We start from the raw sequence: 24,932 nt of genomic DNA, 5'->3' as shown, positions 1-24,932 counted from the left end.
AGCCTTCCCTTGAGCACGATCTCCATCGAACACCGCGACGGGGTGGCGGTGCTGACACTCCGTCGCCCCGCCAAGCGCAACGCCCTCGACGACGCCACCGTGCTGCGCGTCGAGGAGTTCTTCCGGAAGCCGGGCGCGGACGTCCGCGCCGTCGTCCTGGACGCCGAAGGCGATCACTTCTCGGCCGGGCTCGACCTCGGCGAGCTGACCGAGCGCTCCACCGAGGAGGCGCTGGAGCACTCGCTCATGTGGCACCGCGTCTTCGACACCATCGAGGGCGGGCGCGTCCCCGTGGTGGCCGCGCTCAAGGGCGCGGTGATCGGCGGCGGCCTGGAGCTCGCGGCCTCCGCGCACATCCGCGTGGCCGAGCCGTCCACCTTCTACGCGCTACCCGAGGGACAGCGCGGACTCTTCGTCGGCGGTGGCGGCTCGGTCCGGATCCCCCGGCTGATCGGCGCGCACCGGATGGCGGACATGATGCTCACCGGCCGCGTCCTCGACGCCGCGGAGGGCCAGGCCGCCGGCCTCTCGCAGTACCTGACCGAGGAGGGCGGGGCGCGGGCCCGGGCCCTGGAACTCGCGAAGCGGATCGCGGCCAACGCCCCCCTGACCAACTTCGCCGTCCTCCAGGCGCTCCCCCGGATCGCCGAGGCGTCGCCCGCCGGCGGCCTGCTGCTCGAATCCCTCATGTCGGCCGTCGCCGCGGGCAGCCGCGACGCCCAGGAGCGGATGCGGGCGTTCCTGGACGGCCGCGCCGCGAAGGTCTCCGCCGGACAGGACTCCCACGGGAAGGACGCCCGATGAGCGAGATCCTCAGCACCCCCGGCCCGGCGGTCAGGGACGACTCGGAGATCGGCCGCTACCTCCGCTGGCTGGAGTCGGAGCGGCAGCTGGGCTTCGCGGACTACGACAGCCTGTGGCAGTGGTCCGTCACCGATCTGGACGGCTTCTGGTCGTCGGTCTGGGAGTTCTTCGACGTCCGCCCCCACACCCCGCCCACGGCCGCCCTGGGCCGCAGGTCCATGCCGGACACCGAGTGGTTCCCCGGCGCGACCCTCAACTACGCCGAACACGCGCTCGGCCGCGAGGAGGACCTCGACGCCGTCGCGCTGGTCGCCCGCTCCCAGACCCGGGCGCCCGTCGAGCTGACCTTCGGCGAACTCCGCGACCAGGTCGCCCGGGCACGCGCCGGGCTGCTGCGCCTCGGCGTCCGCAGGGGCGACCGGGTCGTCGCCTACCTGCCGAACATCCCGGAGACGCTGGTGGCCTTCCTCGCCACCGCGAGCATCGGCGCGCTCTGGGCCGCCTGCGCTCCGGAGTTCGGCCCGCGCAGCGTGGTCGACCGGTTCGCCCAGCTCGAACCGAAGGTGCTGCTGACCGTCGCCGGATACCGCTACGGGGACCGCGACATCGACCGCCGTACCGAGGTGGCGGAGATCGCCTCCCTGCTGCCCGGTGTGGAGCGGGTCGTCCACGTCCCGTACGGACCGAACGCCCTCCCCGACGCGCTGGGCTGGACGGAGCTGCTGGCCGAACCGGCCGAACTGTCCTTCGAGGCCGTGCCGTTCGACCATCCGCTGTTCGTGCTCTTCTCCTCGGGCACCACCGGCATCCCCAAGGCGATCGTCCACCGGCACGGCGGGATCCTCCTGGAGCACCTGAAGAACAACGCGCTGAGCTGGGACCTGGGGCCGGGCGACCGGATGCTCTGGTTCAGCACGACCGCCTGGATGCTGTGGAACACCCTGGTCTCGGCGCTGCTCGTCCGCGCCTCGATCGTCATGATCGACGGCAATCCGGTCCACCCCGACCTGCGGGAACAGTGGCGGATCGCGGAGGAGACCGGGGCGACGCTGATGGGCGTGAGCCCCGGCTACCTCATGGCCTGCCGCAAGGCCGGGATCCGGCCCGCCGAGGAGTTCGACCTGTCGCGGCTGCGGCAGCTCGGCGCGGCGGGCAGCCCGCTCGCCGCCGACGGTTTCCGCTGGGTGGCCGAGCAGTTCGGGGACCGGGTCCTCCTGAACGTCGGCTGCGGCGGCACCGACGTCTGCACCGGCATCCTCCAGGGCAGCCCGCTCCAGACCGTGCGCGCCGGAGAGATCTCCGGCCCCTGCCTCGGGGTCGCCGCGTACGCCTACGACAGCGAGGGCCGAAGGGTCGTCGGCGAGCTGGGCGAGCTGGTGATCACCGAGCCGATGCCGTCGATGCCCGTCGGCTTCTGGGGCGACACCGACGGTTCCCGCTACCGGGCCGCGTACTTCGAGGAGTACCCGGGCGTGTGGCGGCACGGCGACTGGGTGCGGTTCGCCCCCGAGGGCCACTGCGTCGTCGCCGGCCGCTCCGACGCCACCCTCAACCGGGGCGGGGTCCGGCTCGGCACCGCCGAGTTCTACGCCGTCGTCGAGGACCTGCCCGAGGTCGAGGACAGTCTCGTCGTCCACATCGAGGACCCCGAGGGCGGCAACGGGGAGCTGCTGCTCTTCGTCGCGGGCCCTGCGGAGCTGGACGACGCCCTGCGCACGAGGATCGCCCGCGCGCTGCGGTCGGCGCTGTCGCCGCGGCACGTCCCGGACGTCATCGAGCGGGTGCCGGCCATCCCGCGCAACCGCACCGGCAAGAAGCTGGAGGTGCCGGTCAAGCGGATCCTCCTCGGCGCGCGTCCCGAGTCCGTCGCCAGCACCGACGTCCTCGCCGACCCCCGTTCGCTGACCGCGTTCGTCGCATACGCCGCCGGCCGGGCCGCCGGCACCGGGCACGGGAGCGCGTCGTGAGGGTCGCCGTCGTCGGCACCGGGGTCATCGGGGCCTCCTGGACCACGCTCTTCCTGTTGCACGGGCACGAGGTCGTCGCCAGCGATCCCGCGCCCGGCGCGGAGGAGCGGCTCCGGGCGGCCGTCTCCGCCGACCAGCGCCGGCTGTCGTTCACCCCTGACCTCGCCGAGGCCGTCGCGGACGCCGGCTTCGTCCAGGAGAACGGCCCGGAGCGTCCCGAGCTGAAGGACGAGGTCTTCGCCGTCCTCGACGCCGCGGCCCCGCCGGGGACGATCCTGGCGAGCAGTTCCTCCGGGCTGCCGCCGTCGCGGATCCAGCGGGCCTGCGCGGCCCATCCCGAACGGGTCCTCGTGGGGCATCCGTTCAACCCGCCCCACCTCATCCCGCTGGTCGAGGTCGTGCCGGGCGAGCGGACCGGTGAGGCCACCGTCGAAGAGGCCATGGGCTTCTACCGCAGCCTGGGCCGCCACCCGATCCGGCTGCGCAGGGAACTGCCCGGCCATGTCGCGAACCGGCTCCAGGCCGCGCTCTGGCGGGAGGCGTACTCCCTCGTCGAGCGGGGCGCGGCGAGCGTCGCCGACATCGACGCGGCCATCGCCCACGGTCCCGGCCTGCGCTGGGCGCTGCTCGGGCCCTTCCTCAACCAGCACCTCTCGGGCGGTGCTGGCGGCATCGCGCACGTCCTGGAGCACCTCGGCCCGCCCATGGAGGAGTGGTGGGCCGACCTCGGCGCACCGCGCCTCACCCCCGAGCTGACGCGCGCGATCACCGAAGGCGTCAGCGACGAGCTGGCCGGGACCGCGGAGGCCGACCTCGTCGCGGAACGCGACGCCCTCCTCTCCCTCCTCCTCGACGCCAAGAACCGGACCGACCACCTGTGAGCACTCCGATGAACCCCACCGATCCGATCGCCATCGACTTCCACGTGCACGTGGAGCAGGACGCCCACGGCCGTCTCGCGCTCGACGCGGAGCTGATGGACGCCTCGGCCGCCTACTTCAGGTCCGGCCAGGACCGCACGCCGACCGTGGAGCGCCTGGCCGCGTACTACCGTGAGCGCCGCATGGCCGCCGTGATCTTCACGGTGGACGCCACCACGGGCCTGGGCCACCCCGCCCTGTCCAGCGAGGAGATCGCCGAGGCGGCGGCCGCCCACCGCGACGTCCTCATCCCGTTCGGCTCGGTCGACCCGCACCGCCCGGACGCCGTCGCCCGGGCCCGCTCGCTCGTCCTCGACCACGGCGTCCGCGGCTTCAAGTTCCACCCGAGCCTCCAGGCGTTCGCGCCGAACGCCCGCGAGCACTACCCGCTCTACGAGGCCATCCAGGAACTCGGTGTCCCCGCCCTGTTCCACACCGGGCAGACCGGGATCGGCGCGGGCCTGCCCGGCGGGCGCGGCATCAAGCTGCGCTGGTCCGACCCGATGCTCCTGGACGACGTCGCCGCCGACTTCCCCGGCCTGACGATCGTCCTGGCACACCCGTCGGTGCCCTGGCAGGACGAGGCGATCTCCATCGCCACGCACAAGGCCAACGTCTACATCGACCTGTCGGGGTGGTCGCCGAAGTACTTCCCGCCGCAGCTCGTGAAGGCGGCCGGCTCCTTCCTCCGGCACAAGGTGCTGTTCGGCTCGGACTTCCCCGTCGTCACGCCCGACCGCTGGCTGGCGGACTTCGACGCCCTCGACATCAAGCCGGAGGTCCGCCCCCTGATCCTCAAGGAGAACGCCGTCCGCGTCCTGGCCCTCTGACGACGCCCACGGCCGAGCCGTCACCGCGGCCGCGGCCTCCCGCGGCCGCAGGTCCGACGGTCACCCCTCCCCGTCGTCCGCGCGCGGCAGGAGTTCGGCGATGATCTCGGTGCCGAGCGCGTACGCCGGCACGCCCGCGGTGATGAGCGCGGTCTCGGCGACGCCGATGAGCTCGGCGATGCCCGCTCCGGCGTGGAGCGCGCCCCGGGCGTGGATCCGGGCGGGGTGTTCCCGGCCGAGGGCCAGCAGCTGCCCGAAGTGGACGAGCTGCTGCACCCGCGCTCCGAGCGGGCTGTCGGTCAGCACGATGTGGCGCAGTCCCGCGATCGCCTCCTCGGTCGGCAACCGGTCGAACTGCCCGGCCAGGCGCAGCCGTTCCCGCACCCCGCCGGGGACGGTCCCGAGGGTGGCGCGGTAGCGGTCGCGTACGGCCTCGGTGCGGGAGGCGAGGGTGTCGTCCGTCATGACGCGACCCGCGCGATCGAGGCGCGCACGGCCTCCTGGGCACCCGGAGGGAAGTCCACGGCCCCGCCGATCGCCGCGGCGGCGATCTCGGCTTCGGCGCTCTCCTCGATCGCCACCACGAGGTGGGCGCTGGCCGCGGCGTCGGGGCCGAACACGAGGAGGCCGTGGTTGGCCAGCAGGACGGCCGCCGTCGTCGGGCGCCGTCGCAGCACGTCGGCGATGCCGCGCACCGACACGTCCGATCCGCGGGGTCCCCAGGGCACCACGGGGACCTCCTCGGCCTGCCCGAAGCGCAGCATCGGCTCCGTGCGGCAGGGCAGGGGACGGTGCGCCACGGCGAAGGCGGTCGCGGCGGGCGAGTGGGTGTGGATGATCGCGCCCACCTGGGGCCGGGCCTCGTACACGGCGCTGTGCATGGCGATGATCTCGGCGCTGACGGACCGCAGTTCACCGTCGAGGACCTGCCCGTCGAAACCGACGGTCGCCAACTCTTCGGGCCTCAGACCGCGGACGAACCCCGGCGTCAGCAGGAGACGCTCGCCGTCCAGCCTGGCGCTGAGGTTGGCGTGCCCGGAGTGGGACATCACCCCGGCCGCGAACAGCCTCTCCGCGGCTTCCACCAGCTGGTCGGCGCGCTCTTCCCGTACGTTCCTGTCACTCATGGCGGTTTCTCCAAGTGTGTTGCCGGCGGCTCTCGTTCGCCGCCTTCCACGTGCCGGCCACTCTTCTGCTTGAACTAAGGTTCAAGTCAAATGCCCGGATCGACGAGGAGCAGGGGAAACGGAACGTGCGCGTCACGATCGGCAGACTCGCCGAGATCACCAAGGTGCCCGCGTCGGCCATCCGGTACTGGGAGCGCCACGGCCTGCTGCCCGCGCCCGAGCGTGAGAGCGGGCAACGGCGCTACCCGCCTGAGGCCGCCGAGCGGATCACGGTCCTGCGCACGTGCCAGCAGGCCGGGCTGAGCCTGGCCGAGATCAAGGAGTTCCAACAGGAGCAACAACGCCGGGACGCGATGATCCGCGCCAAGCTCACCGAGATCCGGCAACTGATGGTCGATCTCGACCACGCACAGCAGCTCCTGACCCACGCCCTCAGATGCGGCGAGAAGGACATCGTCATCTGCCCGAAGTTCCGGGAGCAGATGGCGCAGTGGCGAGTGGCGGATCCGGCACCGTGAACCGCGGGTCCCGGGCTCCCAGCGAGTTCCGTCCTCCGGTTCGCCCCGCCTCGCAGTCGGGGCGAACCGGCCGCGCGGGATCACTCCCCGTCCACTGCTCCGGTCCGTGCTCGCCCATGCCCCGCACCGGCGGCTCGAAGGGACGCGTGAACCGGTATCAGGCCCGGCCGGCCGTGGACGCCCGGACGTTCAGCGTCCAGTCATGGCGACGGACGGTGCCGGGCTCGGTCGTCCCGGCCAACAGGTCACCGAGAAGGGCCGCACAGGCCCGGCCGTAGTCCGCGGGCCGCAGGTCGACCGCCGTCACCGGCGGGCCGGATCCGCGTGCGGCGGCGCCGTCGACACACGCCGCCACCAGCAGATCGGTCCCCGGGCGCAGGCCGGCCCGCGCCGCGGCCGCGAGCACCCCGACTACCGCGCCGTCGGGGGCGCTGACCACCGCGTCCAGACCCGGGACGCCGGCGACCAGGTCCGCGGTGACGGCCTCGACTTCGGCCGGCGTCGCCGCGAACGGCACCGTCCGCACGATCACCTCGGCGCCCTTCCGGTGGCTCCAGGTCCGCGCGGCGCCCCGCAGCGCCGCCGCCCAGTCCGAAGCCGGGCCGGGCACCAGCAGCGCCGGGCGGCGGGCGCCGCGCTCGGCGAGGTGGTCCAGCAGAGCGAGCAGCGAGGCCGCGTTGTCGCACACCACCGCGCCGCTCGGCGCGGTTCCCCCGCCGAGGTGGCGCTCGCCGGTGACAACCGGCACCCCCGCGTTCAGCAGGTCCGGCACGGTCTGGTCGTCGACCTCGGGGTCGATCACCAGCAGGCCGTCGACCCGGGAGGCGAGCCTGCCGCCGGATGCCGTTCCGGGGGCCAGGAGGACGAGGTCCAGACCGTCCTCCCTGGCCCGCTCGACCGCGCCGAACGCCAGGTTCATGTAGTAGTCCAGGCGGGTCGCCGTGCGCGGCAGGTGCAGCCCGATCGCGCCCGTGCTGGAACGACGCAGGCTGCGCGCCGCGGTGTTCGGCCGGTAGCCGAGCTCCCGGGCCACCTCCCGGATCCGCTCCCGCGTGGTCCCGGCGACACGGCCGGAGCCGCCCAGCGCGTTGGAGGCGGTGCTCTTGGACACCCCGGCCGCCCGGGCCACGTCGATCAGGGTCACGGAGCGGCTGGTCACAGCCCGGAAGTCTAGACCCAGCCCCACACCGATCCCCATTCCGGCTCCCGCCGCCTTGCTGGAACGTTCCAGCAGTACGTAAGGTGCAATCGCTGGAACGTTCCAGCACCAGCTGCCGAGCTCCGCACCCGGCCGTACGACCGGACGCATGACCAGACGCACAACCAGACGCACGACCGGACGCACGCCGACCGCGAACCGCCCGACCGGCGGTTCGCACACCCCGACCCGACCTTCCAGGAGACACCCGCATGACGCGCGGATTCGATGTTGTGGAGACCGGTATCGCCGAGCTGCGCGCGGCGCTGGAGAAGGGCGAGACCACCGCGGTCGGCCTGCTCGACGCCTACCTCGCGCGGATCGACGCGTACGACCGGCCGGGCACCGCCACCGCGCTCAACGCGATGGTCGTGATGAACCCGGACGCCCGTGCCGAGGCCGAGGCCTCCGACGCCCGCCGCGCGCGCGGCGAGACCCTCGGCCCGCTGGACGGCATCCCGTACACCGCCAAGGACAGCTACCTCGCCAAGGGCCTGACCGCCGCGGCCGGCTCGCCGGCCTTCGAGCACCTCGTCGCCCAGCGCGACGCCTTCGCCATCGAGCGGCTGCGCGCCGGCGGGGCCGTCCTCATCGGCCTGACCAACATGCCGCCGATGGCCAACGGCGGCATGCAGCGCGGCGTGTACGGCCGCGCGGAGAGCCCGTACAGCGCCGACTGGCTCACCAGCGCCTACGGCTCCGGCTCCTCCAACGGCTCCGGCACCGCGACGGCCGCGTCCTTCGGCGCCTTCGGCCTCGGCGAGGAGACCTGGTCCTCGGGCCGGGCGCCCGCCTCCAACAACGCGCTGTGCGCCTACACGCCCAGCCGCGGCGTCATCTCGGTGCGCGGCAACTGGCCGCTCGTTCCGACCATGGACGTCGTCGTCCCGCACACCCGCACCATGGCCGACCTGCTCGAACTGCTCGACGTCGTGGTCGGCGACGACCCGGAGACCCGCGGCGACCTCTGGCGCGCCCAGCCCTGGGTGCGGCTGCCCGCCGCCTCGCGGGTCCGCCCCGCCTCGTACCCGGCGCTCGCACCCGCCGACCCTGCGGCGGCGCGCGCCACGCTGGCCGGCAAGCGCGTCGGCGTCCCCCGGATGTACATCAACGCCGACCCCGACGCCGGTACCAACCCCGAGGGCGGCATCGGCGGGCAGACCGGCCGGCGGATCGACACCCGCCCCTCGGTGATCGACCTGTGGAACGCCGCCCGGCGCGACCTGGAGGCGGTCGGCGCCGAGGTCGTCGAGGTCGACTTCCCGGTCGTGACCAACTACGAGTCCGACCGCCCCGGCGCGCCCTCGCTGTTCACCCGCGGCCTGGTCGGCCGTGACTACCTCACCGTGGAGATCGAGGACCTCTCCGCCTGGGCCTGGGACGACTTCCTGCGCGCCAACGGCGACCCTGCGCTCGCCACCCTGGCCGAGGTCGACGGCGACCGCATCTTCCCCAAGCACGAGGGTGAACTCCCGGACCGCTACGACAACTTCGACGACTCGGTCGGCGACTACCCGCGCTTCGTGCGGGAGCGCCCGTACGCGTCCTTCACCGACATGCCGCACCTGGAGCAGGGGCTGCGCGGGCTGGAGGAGACCCGCCGGGTCGACCTGGAGCTGTGGATGGACGGACTGGGCCTGGACGCGCTGGTGTTCCCCGCCGTCGCCGACGTGGCGCCCGCCGACATGGACGTCTCCGAGGCGTCCGCCGACCTCGGCTGGCGCAACGGCGTCTGGGTCGCCAACGGCAACCTGGTCCCCCGCCACCTCGGCATCCCGACGGTCACCGTCCCCATGGGCACCATGGCGGACACCGGCATGCCGGTCGGCCTGACCTTCGCGGGCCGCGCCTACGACGACAACGCCCTGCTGGCCCTCGGCGCCGCCTTCGAGGCGACCGGCAGCCGCCGGACGGAACCGCCGCGCACCCCGCGCCTGTCGGCGCGCTGAGGACGGCCTCGGGGCCCGGGTCGGCAGCACCACTGCCGGCCCGGGCCCCGGTCGTGCGCCCGGCCGCGCGGCCCCGCGGCTCCCTCGCCCCCCGACCCACGGGTCCCGCGGTCAGGAGGAGTCGCGGGCGACCAGCTCGATACGACAAGCGCGGATACGTCTACCTCGGCACCGCCACCGCAGCCGCTCTCGTCATCTGGCTCCGCACATGATCACCCGGACAGCTCCGCCCAGTACTCCAGTGAGAGTTGTCCATTGGGCCCCGCTCACCAGGTCACGGGCAGTGACCGCATCCCGTAGATGAACGACTCGGTACGGAACTCGCGCTCGCCGGCCGGCCGCAGTCCCGGCAGCCGGCGGAACAGCGTCTCCAGGGCGATCTGGAGTTCGGCGCGGGCCAGCGGCTGGCCCAGGCACTGGTGCACGCCGAAGCCGAACGCCAGGTGCCGCCGGGCGTCCCGGTCCAGGTCCAGCTCGTCCGTCGCCCGATGGCCGGCGCCGCCGAACACCGCCTCGTCCCGGTTGGCGGTGGAGAGCATCGCCATCACGCCCTCCCCGGCCCGGACGGTGACGCCGCCCAGCTCCACATCCTCCAGCGCCACCCGGGGCAGGCCGGTGTGCACGATGGTCAGCAGCCGCAACAACTCCTCCACCGCGCCCGGCAGGGTGGCCGGGTCGGCCAGGCCGGGGATCTGCTCGGGGCGCTCCAGCAGCAGCGCGGTCGACAGCGAGATCATGCTCGCGGTCGTCTCGTGCCCTGCGATCAGCAGCAGCACGGCCATGCCGGCCACGTCGTCCGGGGTCAGGTCGTCCCGCGCCGCGAGTCGGCTCAGGGCGTCGTCCTCCGGCTGTGCGCGCTTGCGGGCCGTCAGGTCGCGCAGGTAGTCCCGGACCTCCTCCTGGGCCTCCCGGAGCTGCTCCACGGTGCTCTCCCGGCTGAGCATCGTGCGGCTCAGGCTCTGGAAGCGGTCGTGGTCCTCGTACGGCACGCCGAGCAGCAGGCAGATCACCAGCGAGGGCACCGGCAGCGCGAAGTCGGTGACCAGGTCTGCCTCGGTGCGGCCCGCGGTCATCCGGTCCAGCGCCTCGTCCACGATCCGCTGGATCTCCGGGCGCAGCGCCTCCACCCGCTTGACCAGGAATTCCCCGGTGATCATGCGGCGCTGGCGGGCGTGCTCGGGGTCGTCGAGCCGCAGGAAGTCCGGATTGTCGGTGATCAGCTCGCGAGCACCGGCGACCAGCAGCGGGAAGGCCGGGTGGCGTATGTCGGCACTGAACCGGCGGTCGGACAGCACGGTGCGGACCTCGGCGAAGCCGGTGACCAGCCAACAGAGGTCGCCGTCGGGCAGCTCGGCCCTGGTCACCGGCCCGGTGGCGGCGGCCTCGGGGTACGCGGGCGGCGGGCCGAACGGGCAGCCGCCGGAGTGCCGGGCCGGCAGCAACGGGACGGCGGGGGCGATGGGTGTGGTGGGTGTGGTGGTCAAGGTGGGAGTCTCCTCACGTCGCGGGTGTCCTCGTGGGGTTCAGGGAGCCCAGGAAGGTGCCCAGCGGCCTGCGGGGCCGGCGGCGGAGGTCCGTCAGGCCCCGGTCCGCGCGGGCTCGTCCCCGGTGACGGTGATCGCCCGGCCCGGGCAGAGCTCGGAGGCGAGTCTGACGTCGTCGAACTGCTCGGGCAGCAGCACGGTCTGACGAAGCCTCACAAGACTGTCCCGCTCGTCCTGGTCGAAGACCGCGGGGGCGTTCGTCACGCACATGCCGGAGCTGCAGCAACGGTCCCGGTCGACGCTCACCTGCATGTCGGGCACCTTTCGCCAGGGTGGCGCCGGCTGCCCGGCGGCCGCCTCTCGTTGTCACGGTCAACCTAGCCGTCGCCGGTCCGCTTACGGAGGGGTACGGTGGCCGGATCGAGAATGGCCGGTTCGGTCCCTGTGCGTGAACCCCGTTGCGGCGTAATGCGTTTCAATCGGCGGTACGTCGCCGGACGGGTCGGCGGACCCGGCCACGCGGACGGCCTCACAAGCCTTCGGCGGTGGCCAACTCCCCTACGGAGGCCGCCGTGTCGGCCTTGGCGGCGGTCCTGTCCATCCGGTAGCGCACCACCCGGGCGAACCGCAGGGCCGGCCCGGCCGGGTAGCGGGAGCTGCGCTGGAGGCCGTCGAAGGCGACCTCGACGACCAGTTCCGGCCGGACCAGCACCATCCGGGCGTCCCGCGCGGTCTCCCGGGCGGGCAACTCGGCGGTCTGCCAGCGAGCGTCCGGTCGGTCAGCCCCTTGAAGGTCTTGCCGGGCATCACCCACGGGCCGAGCCCCGGCTCGCCGGCCGCCCGGGCGGCCGGCGAGGCCCTCGGACGGTCCCGAGGCGGTCGCACCACCAAGATCCACCTGAGCGCGGAGGGCCGCTGCTGGGCGTTGTCCCAACCGCACCGCCTCAGGCCTGCGCCTGGGGGACCGGATCAGCCACCAGCGCGCCTTCTACGCGGCGGGGCAACTCAGCCGCGACCGGATCGCTCACCTACGAGCGCACCGGGAAGAGCACGGGCACCTGCGAATCGTCCGAGACCGCGCACAAAGCGGACCTGACGGACAACCGTACAAACTGGCGGCCCTTCACGACGCCGAGGCCGGCGAAGCGGTCGAACTGCTGGTGCGCCGCGAGCCAGCCGGCAAGGCCGACATCACCGACCCCGGCATCTTCCGCCTGCTTGAAGCACTGCACCAAGTCGGCGCCCATGACGCCGTCAATGAACTCCTGGCACGCGACCCCGCCGAACACGTGGACCTGTTCTCTCCGAAGTACATTGCCAGGGACGTGGAGACGTTGCGGGGCCTCGGCGCCGGCCAAGCCGCTCGACGGCTCGCCGACCGGGCCGACCAGACGGGACTCGCCTTCCCGAACGGGCATCACGTCGCCCACGGATATGAGATCGACGGCCGGCCGGCCGCCGCGTGGACCTGGCGCGACCTCGACTGACATCGTCAGCCAGTCCTGCTCCTCTAACTTCCCTGTTTCGGTTCGGGGCGGTTGATCTGGGGTGATCCCTGCGCCGGCGGTCGCGGGGCTGCTGTCGGACGGTGGGCACGCTGAGGGCCCGGCGCGATGGCCGGGTGCTCCTGGGGTCCTCGGGTCGTGGGTAGTCAGTGGCGGTTTCGTCAGGTCAGGTGGCTGGAGGATCGATTATCTGATGGTCAGTCAGAAACTCGCGGACACGCCGTCGAGGCCTACGTCGAGCGGGCGGCCTCCCATGCCGAGCGATGGAGCGATCACGCACCAGTGACCACCGTCTTCGACATCGGTCAACTCCTATAGCACTGCGAAAGGTTCGGGCAACGGGTCTCGGCTGCAGCAGCCGTCGCACGACCCGCCCGGAGCGGCGACCGCAGCTGCCACTGACCCTGCAACTGGACTACGCGGCGATCCACTGTTCTGACTGAAAGTCAGCTGATGTTCTGGAAACGCCTCGGTTTGTAAAAGCCAAGGCCGTCTGGCGGGAGTCGGCACAGGTGATGACTTGAGCAAATCGATCAACGCCTGGATTGAGGCCCAGCCGGCCGACTCACCAGAGTGGGCGCCCGAGAGCAGTACACGGCGATCCGCCAGCTCCTGGACGGCGACGCCGCCGCCGAGGAGTAAGCGCACGAGGTCGCAGATCGCGGCCAACAGAAGAGGTGCCGTGCGCCGGGCCGACTGGCCCGCCGCACGGCATCACAACGAGCGGCAGATTGGCGATGTCAGCACCCGCCCCCCGTGGTGGAGAAGGACGCGCCGGACCCGGAGGCGCCGAGGGTGATCAGCTGCGGGGTGGCCGGACTCGAACAGCACCCGCCGCCCTGGGCGGCTTCGGGTTCGTCGAAGAGGCCAGCTCCGCCGCACACTCCCGTTTCCGGGAGGCTGAGTTCGACGCGGGCGGCGGCTTCGTGATCGCCAGCGAGGGCGGCGACAACCGAGCGGACCTGCTCGTAGCCAGTCATGGCGAGGAAGGTCGGGGCGCGCCCGTAGGGCGGGGCCCGTAGGCGCTCGTCGAGGCCGAGGTGGATCTCGGACAGGAACAACAACAAGACTCAGCGGTCCTCGACGATGAAGCATGCCCGCTGGTAGAGCTCGTCGAACGTGATGATCTCGTGGACGCCGTGCTCCAGCGCGACCTCAACACGGTGCGCTACCTCGACGGCATCGGAATGTACGAGATCGACTGACGACCCGACACCACGCCCGGTCACGGAAGACCTGCCCGCACCCGCGGCGCTTTCCACGGACGACCGTTTCCGGACATCCCGGATGCATGATCGGCCGTCCCATCCGGATGTTGATCATCCGCTGCGGGAGAGGAGTAGCTTGTCGCGCATGCGAGCGATACCCGACGCCGAGCATCAGAAAATGGTGATGGAGGTCCTCGAGGAGGACATCCTCGGGATCTACGTCGCCGAAGCCGCGAAGTGCGTTCCGCGCATCGACCGGCCACAGGCCGAGTTCTGCGCCGTCACGATCGGAACTGAGCTGCGGGACGCCGGATTCCGCTGCCCGCCCTCCCTGATTCGGGACCTCGTAGCGATGCAGCAACTGCTGGTCCCCACCCCCGACGATGCGCTGGCACTGGCACTGGCGCGCGCATACGTCTTCTGGGTCCACCTGGACGACACGTGCGGCCGCAGCAGGAGCGGCGTGCTGGAGCTCTTCGCGGACATCGGGGCCGGGCCGAGGACGCCGGGCCCGCGCGCGTCCCGCTTCAGCCACTACGCCGAGCTGGTGTTCACCGAGCTGGCCGGCTTCTGCAGCCCCGCGTTCCTGGGAATATACCGGTCGTTCATCCACGAAGCGCTGACCGGCGTGCTCCTGGAAACGGAGTGCGGCACGGATCGCGACGGCTTGCTGGACACCGGGTACATTCGCTCCCGGTCCGGGTTCTGCGAGGCATACGCCACGGCCCTGCAGTTCCTCGACCCCTGTATGGACTTCGTGGGAAACCTGGCCTTCTGGGGTGCCGCCATGGGCCAGATCGTGGTGTTCCTCAACGACATCAACGATGTCCTCTCGTTCTACAAAGAGGCCCTTGACGGTCGGGATTTCACCGCCAGCAGCATCTACGGTGAATCGATTCGGAACGGGGTCCCCTACCGGGACGCCTATCGCGCGAAGCTCGACAGCGGCTTGCGTGCGCAACGGCGCATCATCGAACTCGCCGGCCCCGAGCGGAAACCGCATGTCGAGAACTACCTGCACGGGTACTGGTACTGGCACCTGCACGTCGACCGATACGGCTGGGGCGACCTGATCCCGGGCTTGGAGCAACTCGAAATCTGACAGGAGCCACCATGGCCACGGCCTCCGCACCGACCCCACCACGACCACCGCTCGCCCCGCGCGCACTACCGCTTCTGGGCCACAGCCTCGCCCTGGTGAGCGATCCGCTGGCATGGCTCCGGGAGTGCGACAGCACCGAACCCGTACGCACCGTCAGAACCGGGACGCGCGAGGCGTACCTGGTCTGCCGCCCCGACCTCGTCCACCGCATGCTCGTCACCCACGTCGATGCCTTCGACAAGGGCGGGCCATTCTTCAGCCGGGTCAGGGAGCTCCTCGGCGACGGCCTGGCGTCGGCCTCGCACAGCGATCACCAGCAGCAGCGGCGGATCGTCCAGCCCGCCTTCGCGCCTCACCATCTCGCACGCTACGAACAGGCCTTCCGCGAGGAGTCCGAGGCGCTGGCGGCGTCGTGGCATCCGGGCGGGACCGTCGATCTCCTGGCCGACGCACAGGCGATGATGACGAAATTGCTGTGCCGGACCGTCGTTCCCAGCGTCGAATCCGCCGAAGCGGCGCTGATCGCCGCGCAGTTCCCGGTGCTGATCGCCGGACTCTTCACCCGGACCGTCGTCCCCTACCGCTGGATCAACAGCCTGCCGACGCCCGGAAACCGCCGGTTCACCCGCGCTCGTGACGGGGTGTGGGCCGCGGCCGACCGCATCGTGGCCGCCGCGCACGCGGACCCCGAGGCCGAGGGAATGCTCGCCGCCCTCCTCGCCGCCGGCGCCGACAGCCCCGACCTGCCGATCACCGACGAGAACCTCCGCCACCAGATCTGCACGTTCTTCCTGGCGGGCATCGAGACCACCGCGAGCCTCGTCGCCTGGACGTTCTTCCTCCTGACCGGGCATCCCGCCGCCGAGCAGCGGCTGTACGAGGAGATCGACGCGGCGCCCGAAGCCTCCGCCCGGCAACCCGGAGGACTCCGCGACCTTCCCCATCTGCGCAACGTGCTCACCGAAGCGCTGCGCCTCTATCCGCCGGTCCCCATGCTCACCAGGGCCTCCACCGCGGAGGTGACCCTGGACCGCCACACGTTCCCGCCCGGAACGGACTTCTACTTCAGCGCCTACCAACTCCAGCACGACGAGTCCGTCTTCGCGCAGGCCGAACGGTTCCTCCCCGACCGCTGGAACTCCCCACCGACCGCCGCCCAGCGCCAGGCGTTCATCCCGTTCGTCGCGGGCAAGCGCAAGTGCATCGGGGACACGTTCGCCCTGACCGCCGCCGCACACCTGGTCGCCGCCATCTGCGCGCGCTGGCGCCTGCGCGCTCGCCCCGGGAGCACGGTCCGACCCGTGATGCGCGCCAGTCTCACTCCCGCCGGCCTGCGACTGATCGCCGAACCGCGGTGACCGGCATACCCACGCGCCGGCCCGGTTCCGCGCACCGGCCCGGCGTGCGCCTCGCGGTACTGGACGTGGACGGCACGCTGCTGCCGCAGAGCCCCGGAGCCGAACTGCCGCGCAGGCTGGCGGCAGCGGGGCTGGTCCGGGACGACGGGTGGCGAGCGCTGTCGGACTTCCTGAGCGGCCTGCCGGAGGGCGCGTTGGAGCAGCCGGCGACCGCGGCAGCGGCCTACGCGCTGTTCGGCGCCATGCTGGAGGGTGCGCCGGCGGACGCCGTCGAGCAGGTGACGGCCCAGGTGTGGGCGTCGCGCCGCGATCAGGTCTTCGCATTCGCCCGCCCCCTGGTGCGGGCCCTTCGCGCTCGGGGGTTCGTCCCGGCACTGGTGTCCGTCGGCCCGCACGGGCTCGTCGCCGCACTGGCACGGGAGTTGGGCATCGCCCTGTACCGGGGCACCCGGCTGGACGTCGCAGCCGACCGCTGCACGGGCCGGATCCAGGCCGTGGCGGGCCGAAAGCCCGAGGTGGCGGAGGAACTCGTGGCTGACGCCGGGGGCGGCACGATCGACTGGCCCGGATCGCTCGCAATCGGGAACTCCCTCGCCGACGTCCGGCTGCTGGAACGCGTCAGCACCCCACTGGCCTTCGAACCGACCCCGGCGCTTCGCCACCACGCGGAAGCACGTGGCTGGCCCGTGGTGAACCGCACCACCCTGCTTCCCCGCTTCCGCGGAACGGACCCCGCACCGGCCGCCCGGCGGAACCTCGACGACGGACCCGCCGCCACGGCCCGCTCACGGCTGGTGGAGCACGTCAGCCGCCAGGTCGGTGCCGACGGGGCGGTGGCCGGCCGTTGCCGAAGCCGGGTCATCGAGTCGGCGCTGATGCTGGAACTGCTCCGCCGGGAGGACGTCGAGCCCCTCGCGCTAAGGAAGTTGACCGGCTTCCTGACCCGGGCGGCTTCGGCCCCCGCGGCCGGCCCGGCGGGCGAGTTCGACACGGCCCTCGTCGCGGCCGTACTGCACGGCAGGCCGGTCCGTGAGCCGACCGCACTGATCCGACGCATCCTGGAGGGGTTCGAGCACGGCACCTCGGCACGCAAGAACGCGGCCCTGCACGCGATACTCGCCGTCACCGGCGCCGCGCCCTGGCCTCGACCTCGCCCCCTCGTGGTCCCGAACGACACGGAGGCAGAAGCCAGTTGGACCCGGCTGCTGCTCGCCGCACTGGCGGTACTCGCCGCACCGGACGCCCCGGCCCCCTCCTCCCCCGGCGCGACCCGGCTGCTGCGGCTGCTGGAGTCGCGGCCGGACGGCGTGTGGGAGCAGAACGTGCTCGCGCACCTGATGGCCCTCCTGGCCGTCCAGCGGGTCCGGCCCGGCCACCCGGTCGTGCGCCGGGGCATCGCCGCGCTGCTGGCCTGCCGCAACACCGACGGCGGGCTGCCGTTCATCGCCGCGGAGGAGGTGTTCTGCACCGCCACCGCCGGGCTGGCCCTCGCCCGATCCGGCGCCGCCGACCCGGCGCTGCTGCGCACGATGGGCGACCAGCTGGCCGGGCTCCAGGCCCCGGCCGGCGGCTGGGGCTACGCCCGCGGTGTCACGCAGACGGACGTGGACGACACCGCCTACGCGATGCGGTTCCTGCACGCGCTCGACCCCGCGCGCTACCGCGAGCCCCTCACCCGGGCCCGCGGCTACCTCGCCACGATGCCCGGCCCGGACGGCGGCGTGCCCACCTTCCTGCCCGGCGGGCCGTCCGAAGCCGCCATGACCGCCGCCACGATCACCGCCCTCGCCCCCTACCACCGCCATCACCGGGAACTCCTCACCCGCGCCACCGCCCACCTCCTCTCCGCGCAGCACCCCGACGGTACCTACGAACGCAGCTGGAGCCTCGCCGAGGCCAACGCCGTGTTCCGCGCCCACCTGGCCCTGCGTGCCGCACAACGCCTGAACACGGGCCCCGCGAACCGCACGGCCGAAGCGATCCGCCACGCGCACGACAGGCTGATCCGGACCCAGCACCCGGACGGCGGCTGGGGCCACACACCCGACCGTCCCAGCGACGCCACGAGCACCGCGTACAGCCTGATCGCGCTCGCCGACTCCGGCCACGCCGCGGTGTGCGCCCGTGCCGTGGCCCATCTCATCGAGCGTCAGGATTCGGACGGGGGCTTCACGGACGTCACCGACCAGGCGGCCCCTCGCCCCCTGCCCTATGCCATCCCCGTCCTCACCGGCAACTTCGTCCTCCTCGCCCTGACCTGCGTGACGTGACCGGACCGCCCCGGAAGCGGGACGAACCCACCGGAGGCCGCGCGAGAGGCCGACGAGGGCACGGCGCCGGAGCAGTCCGCAGCTGCAGGAGCTCCGGCGCGACGCGCCGCCGTTCGCGACGCTCGACGCGCGACGCTGACGGCGACGAGTCACCTACTGGTCCAACCGGGCTCATTCCACGGGCCGGTGGAACAGGTCGCCGTCGACCTGTCCCACCAGCAGTCGCCCCATCTCGGCGGAGAAGGCGAGCAGGCCGGGCAGCGGCCGGTGCTGGACGACCGCTTTGACGATCCGCCCCTCACCGTCGCGCACGAGGATGGTCGAGCCCAGCAGCGCGGTCCCGCCCAGGGCGGTCGCCTCCCACTCGACGTAGGTGCGGTCGCCGTGGTGCGCCTCGTGCGTGAAGACCAGCGACTCGTAGACCCTGCTCGCGGTTGCCATGATCAGGGCGACCTCCTCCCGTCCTCGGACCGGCCGGCTCAGTGTCGGCCCTTCCAGGACGACGTCCTGGGAGAGGGCGTCGGCGAAGGCGTCCTCCTCGCGGGCGGCGAACGCCCGTGTCCACACGCCGCCCTCCACCCCGGGCGCCGTGTTCCCGCCCGGCCGTGCCGTCGATTCACCCATGTCGCGACCTCCTGATCGTCCGCCTGTCCCGCTTCCGTGACAGCGAGTACCAACCAATCCTTTTTGCATCTTATGGATGCGAGAGCTCCAAGCGCCAGATGCAGTGTACGAAAGAGTCATGAGCTGTATGGTTGTTTCGGACCGCAACTCCCCCGCATCCCGGCTGGAGGAACAGCCCCATGGCTTCCCACCTCGGTTACGACGTGCTGGTCACACCCGGCGCGGAGCGCGCCGGAAAGACCCTCCCGAACGGCGATCCACTCGTCTCCTCGCCCGTCTCCACCGTCCTGGTGTACGGGCGGGAGGAGGCGGTGCTGGTCGACCCGCCGTTCCTGGACTCCCAGATCGCGCAGGTACGCGACTGGGTGGCCGCCTCCGGCAGGAAGGTCCGGTACGTCTTCGCCACCCACGGTCACGGCGACCACTGGTTCGGCACCGCCACGCTGCTCCCCGGCTTCCCGGACGCCCGGATCTACGCGACCCCGGGCACGATCGAGGTCATGCACCAGCAGGCCACCGAGGGGCGGGCGGCCCTGTGGGACGTCGACTTCCCCGGCCGGGTCCCGCCCTCCCCCGTGCTCGCCGAGCCCGTGCCCGACGAGGGGTTCCTGCTGGAGGGTGAGCTGCTGCGGGCCGTCGACGTCGGCCACACGGACACCGACCGCACCTCGGTGCTGCACGTGCCGTCGATCGGCCTGGTGGTCGCCGGCGACGCCGTCTACAACGGCGTGCACCAGTACCTCCTGGAGGCCGGGGAGGGCGGACTGGAGTCCTGGCTGGCGGCGCTCGACGTGATCGAGGCGCTCGATCCCCGCCACGTGGTCGCCGGCCACAAGAACGCCGCGCTGCCGGACGACCCCGCGGCGATCGCCGACACTCGGCAGTACCTGCGGGACGTGATCCGCCTGCTGGAGCAGAAGCCGACCGCCCGCGACTTCTACCGGGAGCTGCTGCGGCTCCACCCCGACCGCCTCAACCCGGGGCCGGTCTGGTACGGCGCCGTCGGCCTGCTGGGCGCCTGAGACGGAAAGAGAGAGCACCCATGGACATCGACTCGCACACGCTGGACGCGAAAGCGGCGTACAAGCTGCTGATCGGCAGCATCATCCCGCGGCCCATCGCGTGGATCAGCACCCAGTCGGCGGCCGGCGTCGGCAACCTCGCCCCCGTCTCCTTCTTCACCTGCGTGGGGCGCAAGCCCCCCAAGGTCTCGCTGTCCATCCAGCCCAAGTCGGACGGGCTGTCACTCAAGGACAGCTTCCTGAACATCCGTGACACCGGAGAGTTCGTCACGAACCTCGCGACGCTCCCGCAGATCATGCCGCTGCACCGCAGCGCCATCGAGTTCGAACCGGACGTCGACGAGTTCGACGCGGTGGGAGTCGAGAAGGAGCCGTCCGCGCTGGTCACCCCGCCCCGGGTCAAGGGCGCGCCGGTCGCCCTGGAATGCAGGGTGGACAAGATCTTCTCCGCCCCGGACGGACTGCACCACGTGGTGTGGGGGGAGGTCGTGAGCTTCCACGTCCGCGACGACGTCTACGTCGACGGGCGGATCGACTTCGGCGCGCTCGCCCCCGTCGGCCGTCTCGCGGCGGAGTACACCGTGGTCGACAACGCCTTCGTCCCCCCGCTGCTCGACGAGGTCATGGCCGAGCGGGCGACGCGGCGGATGCGGCGGATCGACCGCCACGGGGACGAGTACTCGGCGGTCGACGGACCGGGCTGGTCCGCCTCCGGAGCGGTCCGGGAGTGAACCCGGCGCAGCACGGCCGGCCCCGCCCGGGCAGGGCAGTGCATCTGTCCGGGCGGGGCCGGCGGGCCCTCGGGAAGGACCGACTAGGATCGGTCGTTCGACGTGCGGGAGGGCGGTCGTCACCGCCCCGGGACAGGAAGGCGATGGGTTCCATGGACGCCACGTGGCAGGCGACCGGCCGGTACGAGCTCGCGTCGGCCCCCGGCCCGCTGGGCCTGGTCCAGGACCTGCTCAACACCCTCCCGGCTGGCCGGCCCCGCAGGCCCGACCTGCTGGCGGACGCCGAGTCCGCACAGGCCTGGGCGGACTCGGCGCTGGCCGCCTGGACGGCCACGACACGGCAGCCCGCCCCCAGGCCGCGCCTCCACGAGGAGGACCTGACCCGGCTCCGCGACCTGCGCACGGCACTGCGCGACGCCCTGACGCCGCCGCTCGACGGAGCGCCGGAGCCGAGCGGGGACACCGGATCCCCCGTCGTGGAGACCGCACAGGCCGCGCTGGAGCTCGACGCCACCGGCACGGTGCGCCTGGAGCCGCGCGGCGGCGGCGCGGGCTTCCTGGTCGCCACGCTGCTCCTGACACTGTGGCAGGCCCAGAACAGCGGTGACGACCGGCGGCTCAAACTCTGCCGCAACCCGCGGTGCGCGGTCGCCTTCTACGACCGGTCCCGCAACAACAGCGGCGTCTGGCACGACGTACGCACCTGCGGCAACGCCGCGAACCTGCGCGCGCACCGCGCGCGCAGGCGAGACACCACGGCGGGCGGGGCCTGACATCCCGGCCGCGTACCGGTCACGGCGCGCCCGGCTCCCCGGCCCGCCCGAGGTGTTCCCGGAACCAGGCCAGCGCTGCGCCGCTCGACTGCTCGAACCGGGCGGTGTAGGGCGCGAAGTGGCCGCCGGGGATCAGCTCCAGCCGCTTGGGTTCCAGGGCGCGTTCGTAGGCCGCGAGGGCGAGGTCGGTCACGGTGACGGTGTCGGCGAGGGCGACCACCATCAGCAGCGGCGTCGGGGAGACCCGGGCGATCCAGGTGCCGGGCTCGTACATGCGGGCCGCGCGGGTGGAGCGGATGGTGACCCGGTTCTCCCACGCGCCGTCGGGCACGGGCTGGAGGTAGAAGTCGACGGCCTCCCGCGTGCGGTAGGACGCCGCCACCGCGGGGTCGTCGCTGACGACGGCCTGGGTGCGCGGAGCCTCGCCGCGCAGCTGGGCCCGCTCGTCCTCGTCGAAGGCCTGCTCCAGGGCGGCGACGGCCTCCGGGGCGACGCGGCGCAGGCCCTGCTCGTACCCGCTGATCGTCGGCACCTGGGCGACCACGGCGCGCAGCCGGCGGTCGGTCGCGCCCAGCACGAGGGCGTGGCCGCCGGCGTAGCTGGTACCCCACAGCCCGATGCGGCCGGGGTCCACCTCGGGCCGGCTCTCCAGGTAGGAGACGGCCCGCCGCCAGTCGGCGATCTGCCGCCAGGGGTCGACGTCCTGGCGCGGCAGGCCGTCGCTGGCCCCGAAGCCGCGGTGGTCGTGGAGCAGCACGACGAACCCGTTCTCGGCGAAGGTGCGGGCGAACGGCTCCAGGCCGTGCTCCTTGACCCCGGCGTAGCCGTGGGCCATCGTGATCGCCGGGTGGGGGCCCGGCCCGTCCGGCAGGTGGAGCCGGCCCCGCAGCATCACCCCCGCGTCGGCCTCGAACTCGACGTCCTTGCGTTCGACCATGGAAAGTCGCCTCCTCGGGCTTGTCGGGGTTCGGCCCCGGTGGAAGGGTTCGGCCCCGGTGGAGGGGGCCTGGTCGGCGGCGGGCGCCGGGTTCAGCTGAAGTGGATGTCGCTGAGGTCGATGGCGACCATGACCTGGCCGGGGACGGGACGCAGGTCGGCGTCGCGGTTGTAGGCGCGGCGCCGGGTGGGCACGAGGATGCCGTCGGCCTCGACGATGTCGTGGACGTACTGGGCGGCGGCGAGGCCGCCGGCGATGTCGACCCGGTAGTCGTGGCGGCGCAGCAGCCGGTCCGGGCCGAAGTAGAAGTCCTGAACGGTGCTGTGACTGGCGATCGAGGCGGGGAAGGTCGCGCGCAGTGCGCGCCACTCCTGGCCGTCCTCGTGCCAGGGCCGGATCTCCCGGACCTCGACACCGGGCATCGCGAGCAGGAACGGGGTGGTCAGGTAGGTCCACAGGGCGTAGCCGTTGAAGTACGCCCGGTCCAGCGCGTCCCATGGGGTCTGCAGGACGTGCCCGTCGAAGGCCTTGCGCGGCTGTGCGCGCTCGGCGACCACGGTGCCGTCGGTCCGCTCGATCGCGATGCGGTCGGGGGTGAAGTCGGTCCGCTGGTCGGGGGCGCCGAACGGGGCGACCGAGGCGCGCTCCTCGTGCAGCCGTACCGTCATCTCGCGGGGCGTCGGGTCCTGCGGAAGTCCCTTGATCGCGAACAGGTCGCCGCCGCTGACGATCGTCGCGCGAACGGAGGTGAACCGGCGCCAGCGGTCCATCCCGCCATGGGCTTCGAGCACCTCGTCGAGCAGTGTGTTCATCCGCACCCCTCCTGGCTTCGGTGATGGTCCGTGCGACCATGCACCGGACTTAAATATGACCGGTCGTCTTGATAGTGTCAAGGAGGTCCTCCGCGGGCTCGCCCGGCGGGCTCCGGGCCGCAACTGCCCGCATCCATGAACCTTCGGGAGTCATCGTGAGCTTCGACCACCCCTCGATCCGCACCCGGCTGGAGGACGGCGTCCTGTTCGCCACCCTCGACGCCGGCCCGCTCAATCTGATCGGCGTCGACCTGGTCCGCGACCTGGCCGGGCTCGTCGACACGCTGGACGCGGACCCCGGCGACGTGCGGGTCGTCGTCCTCGACAGCACCGCCCCCGAGTACTTCTCGGCGCATGTGGACCTCGCGGCCGTTCCGCAGTACACCGCCGAGGCCGCGAAGGCCGGCGGCCCGGGCGACGCCTCGCTCGGCATGTTCCTGCACAGGCTGGCGCGGCTTCCGGTGATCACCATCGCCAAGGTCCGCGGTCGGGCCCGCGGTGACGGCAACGAGCTCGCCCTGGCCTGCGACATGGTCTTCGCCTCGCGGGAGAACTCGGTCTTCGGGCAGTTCGAGGTCGGGACCGGCGCCCTGCCCGGCGCCGGCGGCATCCAGCACCTGACCCGACGGCTGGGCCGGGCGCGGGCCGTGGAGGCCATCGTGGGCGCGGACGACTTCGACGCGGACCTCGCCGAGCGCTACGGCTGGATCAACCGCGCCCTGCCCGACGACCAGCTGGACGGCTTCGTCGAGCGCCTGGCCAAGCGCATCGCCGGCTTCCCGCCCGAGGGGGTCAGGGCCGCCAAGCGCGCCATCGGCGATCTCACGCTGGCGGACCCCGCGCAGGTCCGCTCCGACGCCGCCGTATTCCAAGGCCTCATCGCCTTGCCGCAGACACGCGCGCGCCTGGACCACCTCGCGAGCCGGGGCCTCCAGACGCCCGGCGACCTGGAGCGGAACCTGGGCGAGGCCGTGGGGCAGTTCCCGCACCGCCCCGACGCCGACCGCACCGTTTGACAAATCGAAAGACGACCGGACATATTGAAAACAATAGAAGGAGTGTGCACAATGCCGCGACCCAGCATGCGCGAACATCTGATCGAAGCCGCGCACGATCGCTTCCACGAGCACGGCTTCAACGGCATCGGCATCAAGGACATCACCGACACCGCCGGCACGCCGAAGGGTTCGTTCTACAACCACTTCGACAGCAAGGAAGCCATGGCCGTCGAGGTCATGCACCGCTACGCCGAGTCGCGCGGGATGGACATGCTCGCCGACAGGTCGGTTCCGCCCGTCGACCGCATTCGCGGCCACTTCGCCTACCTGATAGCGGACTTGGAGCGGTACGACTACACCCGGGGCTGCATGTTCGGCAACTTCGGGGCGGAGCTGTCCACGCAGAGCCCCATGGTCCGGGACGAAGTGGGCAACAGGCTCGGGCGGTGGGCTTCCGCGCTCGCCTCGGCGCTGGACGAGGCCCGCGCGGCCGGGGCCCTGGCGAGCGAGGTGGACAGCGCGGTCCTGGCCCGGTTCCTGGTGAGCGCCTGGGAGGGGGCGGCCATGCAGGCGAAGGTCGTCCGCGGCAGCGCGCCGCTGGACGACTTCTTCACCGTGTTCGATTCGCTGACCGCCTGACCCGGCGGCCTGCGCCGAAGACGGACGTGGGGGGGGCCCGCCCCCGGGGGGGGGGCCCCCCCCCCGGGGCCGGGGGGGGGGGGCGGCCCGGCCCCCCCCCCCCCCCCCGGGGGAAGGGCCGCCCGGGCCTGCGGGGGGGGGGTAGTGGCCGACCCC

At 72.5% G+C, this 24,932-nt stretch carries 24 protein-coding genes and 2 pseudogenes; 14 read left to right on the top strand and 12 right to left on the bottom strand.

Translation table 11 applies throughout. From position 1 onward, the window contains the following. Positions 1-9 precede the first annotated feature (9 nt). The 4 genes from ACGF0D_RS09375 to ACGF0D_RS09360 are packed head-to-tail and all read left to right on the top strand — an operon-like array spanning position 10 to position 4,521. A complete protein-coding gene (locus ACGF0D_RS09375) occupies positions 10-804 on the top strand; it encodes a crotonase/enoyl-CoA hydratase family protein (protein ID WP_392914471.1) in 795 nt (264 codons plus the stop codon). Beyond that, entirely contained in the window at positions 801-2,771 is a 1,971-nt protein-coding gene (locus ACGF0D_RS09370) for an acetoacetate--CoA ligase (RefSeq protein WP_392914470.1), read from the top strand. The genes ACGF0D_RS09375 and ACGF0D_RS09370 overlap by 4 nt, the downstream gene beginning before the upstream one ends. Next, positions 2,768-3,652, top strand: a complete 885-nt coding sequence (locus ACGF0D_RS09365; RefSeq protein WP_392914469.1) for a 3-hydroxyacyl-CoA dehydrogenase NAD-binding domain-containing protein — start codon at positions 2,768-2,770, stop codon at positions 3,650-3,652. The genes ACGF0D_RS09370 and ACGF0D_RS09365 overlap by 4 nt, the downstream gene beginning before the upstream one ends. An 8-nt stretch (positions 3,653-3,660) precedes the next feature. Then, complete coding sequence (locus tag ACGF0D_RS09360) at positions 3,661-4,521, top strand: amidohydrolase family protein (RefSeq protein WP_392914468.1); 861 nt, start codon at positions 3,661-3,663, stop codon at positions 4,519-4,521. 60 nt (positions 4,522-4,581) lie between these two features. On the opposite strand, the gene ACGF0D_RS09355 is transcribed toward ACGF0D_RS09360, so the two are convergent. Both ACGF0D_RS09355 and ACGF0D_RS09350 read right to left on the bottom strand, forming a co-directional pair. Beyond that, entirely contained in the window at positions 4,582-4,986 is a 405-nt protein-coding gene (locus ACGF0D_RS09355) for a carboxymuconolactone decarboxylase family protein (RefSeq protein ID WP_392914467.1), read from the bottom strand. Further along, positions 4,983-5,648: a class II aldolase/adducin family protein gene (locus ACGF0D_RS09350; RefSeq protein ID WP_392914466.1), complete on the bottom strand. Its 666-nt coding sequence runs from the start codon at positions 5,646-5,648 to the stop codon at positions 4,983-4,985. The genes ACGF0D_RS09355 and ACGF0D_RS09350 overlap by 4 nt, the downstream gene beginning before the upstream one ends. A 125-nt stretch (positions 5,649-5,773) precedes the next feature. On the opposite strand from ACGF0D_RS09350, the gene ACGF0D_RS09345 reads away from it, so the two are divergent. Further along, positions 5,774-6,166: a MerR family transcriptional regulator gene (locus tag ACGF0D_RS09345; RefSeq protein WP_392914465.1), complete on the top strand. Its 393-nt coding sequence runs from the start codon at positions 5,774-5,776 to the stop codon at positions 6,164-6,166. A gap of 157 nt (positions 6,167-6,323) precedes the next feature. Here the strand turns inward: ACGF0D_RS09345 and ACGF0D_RS09340 are convergent, their stop codons facing one another. Next, a complete protein-coding gene (locus tag ACGF0D_RS09340; protein WP_392914464.1) occupies positions 6,324-7,325 on the bottom strand; it encodes a LacI family DNA-binding transcriptional regulator in 1,002 nt (333 codons plus the stop codon). Between the two features lie 251 nt (positions 7,326-7,576). Between ACGF0D_RS09340 and ACGF0D_RS09335 the strand changes: the two genes are divergently transcribed. Next, positions 7,577-9,313, top strand: a complete 1,737-nt coding sequence (locus ACGF0D_RS09335; protein ID WP_392914463.1) for an amidase — start codon at positions 7,577-7,579, stop codon at positions 9,311-9,313. A gap of 266 nt (positions 9,314-9,579) precedes the next feature. Here the strand turns inward: ACGF0D_RS09335 and ACGF0D_RS09330 are convergent, their stop codons facing one another. The 6 genes and pseudogenes from ACGF0D_RS09330 to ACGF0D_RS09305 form a co-directional block, all read right to left on the bottom strand. Continuing rightward, complete coding sequence (locus ACGF0D_RS09330) at positions 9,580-10,797, bottom strand: cytochrome P450 (protein WP_392914462.1); 1,218 nt, start codon at positions 10,795-10,797, stop codon at positions 9,580-9,582. Between the two features lie 93 nt (positions 10,798-10,890). Continuing rightward, positions 10,891-11,109: a ferredoxin gene (locus ACGF0D_RS09325; RefSeq protein WP_049653036.1), complete on the bottom strand. Its 219-nt coding sequence runs from the start codon at positions 11,107-11,109 to the stop codon at positions 10,891-10,893. Positions 11,110-11,326: 217 nt separating this feature from the next. Beyond that, positions 11,327-11,616 (bottom strand): annotated as a pseudogene (locus tag ACGF0D_RS09320) (ATP-dependent DNA ligase); the annotation flags it as partial. A 209-nt stretch (positions 11,617-11,825) separates the two neighbouring features. Next, positions 11,826-12,227 carry a hypothetical protein gene (locus tag ACGF0D_RS09315; protein ID WP_392914461.1) on the bottom strand — a complete coding sequence of 134 codons (402 nt, stop codon included), beginning with the start codon at positions 12,225-12,227 and terminating at the stop codon, positions 11,826-11,828. A gap of 815 nt (positions 12,228-13,042) precedes the next feature. Further along, positions 13,043-13,366 (bottom strand): annotated as a pseudogene (locus ACGF0D_RS09310) (flavoprotein); the annotation flags it as partial. 6 nt (positions 13,367-13,372) lie between these two features. Continuing rightward, complete coding sequence (locus ACGF0D_RS09305) at positions 13,373-13,564, bottom strand: hypothetical protein (RefSeq protein ID WP_392914460.1); 192 nt, start codon at positions 13,562-13,564, stop codon at positions 13,373-13,375. 91 nt (positions 13,565-13,655) lie between these two features. Between ACGF0D_RS09305 and ACGF0D_RS09300 the strand changes: the two genes are divergently transcribed. The 3 genes from ACGF0D_RS09300 to ACGF0D_RS09290 are packed head-to-tail and all read left to right on the top strand — an operon-like array spanning position 13,656 to position 18,240. Beyond that, positions 13,656-14,612, top strand: a complete 957-nt coding sequence (locus ACGF0D_RS09300) for a hypothetical protein (RefSeq protein WP_392914459.1) — start codon at positions 13,656-13,658, stop codon at positions 14,610-14,612. 11 nt (positions 14,613-14,623) lie between these two features. After that, the gene (locus ACGF0D_RS09295) at positions 14,624-15,970 is read left to right on the top strand and encodes a cytochrome P450 (protein ID WP_392914458.1); all 1,347 of its coding nucleotides are present in this window, start codon (positions 14,624-14,626) and stop codon (positions 15,968-15,970) included. A gap of 44 nt (positions 15,971-16,014) precedes the next feature. Further along, entirely contained in the window at positions 16,015-18,240 is a 2,226-nt protein-coding gene (locus ACGF0D_RS09290; protein WP_392914457.1) for a haloacid dehalogenase-like hydrolase, read from the top strand. 171 nt (positions 18,241-18,411) lie between these two features. On the opposite strand, the gene ACGF0D_RS09285 is transcribed toward ACGF0D_RS09290, so the two are convergent. Next, complete coding sequence (locus tag ACGF0D_RS09285; RefSeq protein ID WP_392914456.1) at positions 18,412-18,864, bottom strand: nuclear transport factor 2 family protein; 453 nt, start codon at positions 18,862-18,864, stop codon at positions 18,412-18,414. Between the two features lie 179 nt (positions 18,865-19,043). Between ACGF0D_RS09285 and ACGF0D_RS09280 the strand changes: the two genes are divergently transcribed. From ACGF0D_RS09280 to ACGF0D_RS09270, 3 genes are all read left to right on the top strand, one after another. Then, positions 19,044-19,886, top strand: a complete 843-nt coding sequence (locus ACGF0D_RS09280; RefSeq protein ID WP_392914455.1) for an MBL fold metallo-hydrolase — start codon at positions 19,044-19,046, stop codon at positions 19,884-19,886. Positions 19,887-19,906: 20 nt separating this feature from the next. Continuing rightward, complete coding sequence (locus tag ACGF0D_RS09275) at positions 19,907-20,617, top strand: flavin reductase family protein (protein ID WP_392914454.1); 711 nt, start codon at positions 19,907-19,909, stop codon at positions 20,615-20,617. A gap of 152 nt (positions 20,618-20,769) precedes the next feature. Next, the gene (locus ACGF0D_RS09270) at positions 20,770-21,390 is read left to right on the top strand and encodes a CGNR zinc finger domain-containing protein (protein ID WP_392914453.1); all 621 of its coding nucleotides are present in this window, start codon (positions 20,770-20,772) and stop codon (positions 21,388-21,390) included. Between the two features lie 19 nt (positions 21,391-21,409). On the opposite strand, the gene ACGF0D_RS09265 is transcribed toward ACGF0D_RS09270, so the two are convergent. Next, positions 21,410-22,327 (bottom strand): alpha/beta hydrolase, encoded by a 918-nt coding sequence (locus ACGF0D_RS09265; RefSeq protein ID WP_392914452.1) that lies wholly within the window; start codon positions 22,325-22,327, stop codon positions 21,410-21,412. A 92-nt stretch (positions 22,328-22,419) separates the two neighbouring features. Then, a complete protein-coding gene (locus ACGF0D_RS09260) occupies positions 22,420-23,139 on the bottom strand; it encodes a hypothetical protein (protein ID WP_392914451.1) in 720 nt (239 codons plus the stop codon). A 155-nt stretch (positions 23,140-23,294) separates the two neighbouring features. On the opposite strand from ACGF0D_RS09260, the gene ACGF0D_RS09255 reads away from it, so the two are divergent. Together ACGF0D_RS09255 and ACGF0D_RS09250 are read left to right on the top strand one after the other, a co-directional pair. Further along, the gene (locus ACGF0D_RS09255; protein ID WP_392914450.1) at positions 23,295-24,155 is read left to right on the top strand and encodes an enoyl-CoA hydratase/isomerase family protein; all 861 of its coding nucleotides are present in this window, start codon (positions 23,295-23,297) and stop codon (positions 24,153-24,155) included. A gap of 66 nt (positions 24,156-24,221) precedes the next feature. Then, on the top strand, positions 24,222-24,776 hold the full coding sequence (locus ACGF0D_RS09250; protein ID WP_392914449.1) for a TetR family transcriptional regulator C-terminal domain-containing protein: 555 nt from the start codon (positions 24,222-24,224) through the stop codon (positions 24,774-24,776). Positions 24,777-24,932 lie beyond the last annotated feature (156 nt).

This window comes from Kitasatospora sp. NPDC048298 (assembly GCF_043201465.1).
In the GTDB taxonomy this organism is placed as follows: domain Bacteria; phylum Actinomycetota; class Actinomycetes; order Streptomycetales; family Streptomycetaceae; genus Kitasatospora.
The sequence above is the reverse complement of the archived record's forward strand: the minus strand, read 5'-3'. Positions and strand labels throughout refer to the sequence as shown.

Excerpts from the sequence above, each read along its gene's own strand:
- ACGF0D_RS09370 (WP_392914470.1), top strand. The coding sequence starts at position 801 with ATGAGCGAGATCCTCAGCACCCCCGGCCCGGCGGTCAGGGACGACTCG.
- ACGF0D_RS09360 (WP_392914468.1), top strand. The coding sequence starts at position 3,661 with ATGAACCCCACCGATCCGATCGCCATCGACTTCCACGTGCACGTGGAG.
- ACGF0D_RS09355 (WP_392914467.1), bottom strand. The coding sequence starts at position 4,986 with ATGACGGACGACACCCTCGCCTCCCGCACCGAGGCCGTACGCGACCGC.
- ACGF0D_RS09350 (WP_392914466.1), bottom strand. The coding sequence starts at position 5,648 with ATGAGTGACAGGAACGTACGGGAAGAGCGCGCCGACCAGCTGGTGGAA.
- ACGF0D_RS09335 (WP_392914463.1), top strand. The coding sequence starts at position 7,577 with ATGACGCGCGGATTCGATGTTGTGGAGACCGGTATCGCCGAGCTGCGC.
- ACGF0D_RS09325 (WP_049653036.1), bottom strand. The coding sequence starts at position 11,109 with ATGCAGGTGAGCGTCGACCGGGACCGTTGCTGCAGCTCCGGCATGTGC.
- ACGF0D_RS09300 (WP_392914459.1), top strand. The coding sequence starts at position 13,656 with ATGCGAGCGATACCCGACGCCGAGCATCAGAAAATGGTGATGGAGGTC.
- ACGF0D_RS09295 (WP_392914458.1), top strand. The coding sequence starts at position 14,624 with ATGGCCACGGCCTCCGCACCGACCCCACCACGACCACCGCTCGCCCCG.
- ACGF0D_RS09285 (WP_392914456.1), bottom strand. The coding sequence starts at position 18,864 with ATGGGTGAATCGACGGCACGGCCGGGCGGGAACACGGCGCCCGGGGTG.
- ACGF0D_RS09280 (WP_392914455.1), top strand. The coding sequence starts at position 19,044 with ATGGCTTCCCACCTCGGTTACGACGTGCTGGTCACACCCGGCGCGGAG.
- ACGF0D_RS09275 (WP_392914454.1), top strand. The coding sequence starts at position 19,907 with ATGGACATCGACTCGCACACGCTGGACGCGAAAGCGGCGTACAAGCTG.
- ACGF0D_RS09270 (WP_392914453.1), top strand. The coding sequence starts at position 20,770 with ATGGACGCCACGTGGCAGGCGACCGGCCGGTACGAGCTCGCGTCGGCC.
- ACGF0D_RS09265 (WP_392914452.1), bottom strand. The coding sequence starts at position 22,327 with ATGGTCGAACGCAAGGACGTCGAGTTCGAGGCCGACGCGGGGGTGATG.
- ACGF0D_RS09260 (WP_392914451.1), bottom strand. The coding sequence starts at position 23,139 with ATGAACACACTGCTCGACGAGGTGCTCGAAGCCCATGGCGGGATGGAC.
- ACGF0D_RS09250 (WP_392914449.1), top strand. The coding sequence starts at position 24,222 with ATGCGCGAACATCTGATCGAAGCCGCGCACGATCGCTTCCACGAGCAC.